This is a genomic window from Streptomyces sp. SID10853 (genome assembly GCF_010548145.1).
GTDB lineage: Bacteria > Actinomycetota > Actinomycetes > Streptomycetales > Streptomycetaceae > Streptomyces.
Genome location: NZ_JAAGLN010000456.1, coordinates 1 through 2,052, shown reverse-complemented (window position 1 = coordinate 2,052; position 2,052 = coordinate 1). Strand labels below are relative to the sequence as shown.

The 2,052-nt window shown below is 72.3% G+C and carries 2 protein-coding genes; both read right to left on the bottom strand.

What is annotated here, in order from left to right; translation table 11 throughout:
* Positions 1-990: hypothetical protein (locus tag G3I19_RS36260; RefSeq protein WP_164267913.1), on the bottom strand; the 990-nt coding region annotated here is incomplete at its 3' end.
* A gap of 134 nt (positions 991-1,124) precedes the next feature.
* A complete protein-coding gene (locus G3I19_RS36255; protein ID WP_164267912.1) occupies positions 1,125-1,865 on the bottom strand; it encodes a Clp protease N-terminal domain-containing protein in 741 nt (246 codons plus the stop codon).
* Positions 1,866-2,052: the final 187 nt, after the last annotated feature.

The window sequence follows — 2,052 nt, the reverse complement described above, 5'->3', positions numbered from 1 at the left end:
TGCGGGTGCAGGTGCCGGGTCGAGTGCCGGTGCGGGTGCGGGTGCTGGTGCGGGTGCGGGTGCCGGGTCGGACGCTGGTGCCGGGTCGGATGCCGGCGCCAGGGCGGATGCAGCTGCCGGTACCGGGTCGGGGGCGAGGATGGGGGCAGGGGCAGCGGACCGGCTGGGGGCCTGCGGGGACGGGGCGGTGTTCGGGCTGAACTGCTGCGGGGCGGAGGCCCGTTCGTACTGCGCCGCGAGCCCGGATACCGGTGCCGCCGCAAAGCCCCCGCCGCCCTCGGGCCCGTCCCGGCCTGCACCCCTGCCGAGCCCCCCGTTCACGCTCCCGTCCCCGCCCTCGTACGCGCCCTCGTCGGCGGCGAACAGCAGGGCTCCATCGGACCCGCCCTGGGTCGCGGCCAGTTCATGCAGCTGCGCCATCGGCGGCCTCGCTCCGGTACGCCAGATCTCGGCCATGGCCTTGAGGTAGCTGGGCCCGAGCGTGGAGCGGCGACCGGGGGGCGGGGCGACCCTCCCGTAGAGCCGCACCCCGGGCCCGAGGCCGAAGCCCCCGCGTACCAGCTGCTCCCAGACCGCGGCATCGGCGACCAGGTCGACGACCGCGGTCGTCGTGCCGGGCGGCCGTACGGCGAGTTCGGTCGCGAGCCAGTGCCACGGAAGGCCGCTGTAGCGCACGGTGATCGCCGTGGTACGGGCCAGAGCCAGGTGAACCAGCCGCTGTTTGCGGTCGAGTTGCAGCTGCCCCGCGATGTACAGATGGAGCGGCCCGGGAGCCGCCGAGACGGCACGCAGTCGCGTCAGGACCGTCTGCGGGTCCATGGGGTCCGCGAGTTCGACAACGGTGGCGGCCGTGGTGCCGGTGAGCGCGCTCGGGGGCACCGCCGCGAGCGTCGCCAGCACGGAGGTCGCGTCGGTCAAACGGCCTTTGCCCTCCGGTGCGGCCGCCAGCAGCAGTGCGGTTCCCGGTGTCATATCGTCCCCATTGATCACACCAGAACCGTATCCGGTAGGAGGTGTGATCAGTACCGCAGCCGGTGGCTGCGGTACTGAGGACAGGACCACGAGCCCCTCGGGCGGCCGGACTTCACCGCCGGCTCCCCGTCGCACGACGGCCCCCGCAGGGATCAGCCCTGCCCCCGGCTGGCCCTGATATCCGCCAGCACCCGTTCCACGGAGGACTCGGTGGCCGCCTTGCTGACGTCGAGCCCGTGCAGGGGCCCTGTGCCGTCCTCGAACTCCAGCAGCGCGAGCAGGATGTGTTCGGTGCCGATGTAGTTGTGGCCGAGCCGCAGAGCCTCCCGATAGGTCAGCTCCAGCACCTTGCGCGCGGCGGCGTCGTACGGGATCAGCTCGGGCACCGTCTCCGCCACGGGCGGCAGTACGGCGGTAACCGCTCCCCGTACGGCGTCCAGTGGAGCGCCCTGCGCGATGAGTGACTGTGCGGCCATCGCGTCGGGCTCGGTCAGGAGCCCGAGCGCCAGGTGCCCGACTCCGATCTCGGCGTTGCCCGCCGCGCGGGCCTCGTCCTGCGCAGCCGTCACGACACTCTTCGCCCGTGGCGTGAACCGGTCGAATCCCTGGCTGGGGTCGAGAGTCACCGCTTCACCGGCCCCCTTGGGGACGAAGCGCTTCTGCGCCGCCTGCCGGGTCACCCCCATGCTCTTGCCGATGTCGGTCCAGGACGCACCCGAACGACGCGCCTGGTCGACGAAGTGGCCGATCAGATGGTCGGCCACCTCCCCCAGATGGTCGGCGGCGAGGACCGCGTCGGTCAGTTGTTCCAGAGTGTCGGAGTGGCCTTTTTTGATGGCTTCGATCAGGTCGTCCAGCCGGACCGGATGAGCCTTGCGATCTGAATTCTCCATGTGACAACCTTAGGTTGACAGTCGAGCGGCCGTCAACCACCGGTTGTCAGTCCGGAGAGCGGCCATCCGCCCGGCCCGGGCTCCGGCCGGGCTCCCGGCGGCGCCACTTCGCCAGCAACGCCCCCGCCCGGCCGCCCCCTTCCGGCCTGGCCGCCCAGGTCGGCGCACCACTCGCCGGCCCAGCCAC

Bases quoted from the DNA above. Each gene is read 5' to 3' on its own strand.
- G3I19_RS36255 (WP_164267912.1), bottom strand. From the start codon at position 1,865: ATGGAGAATTCAGATCGCAAGGCTCATCCGGTCCGGCTGGACGACCTG.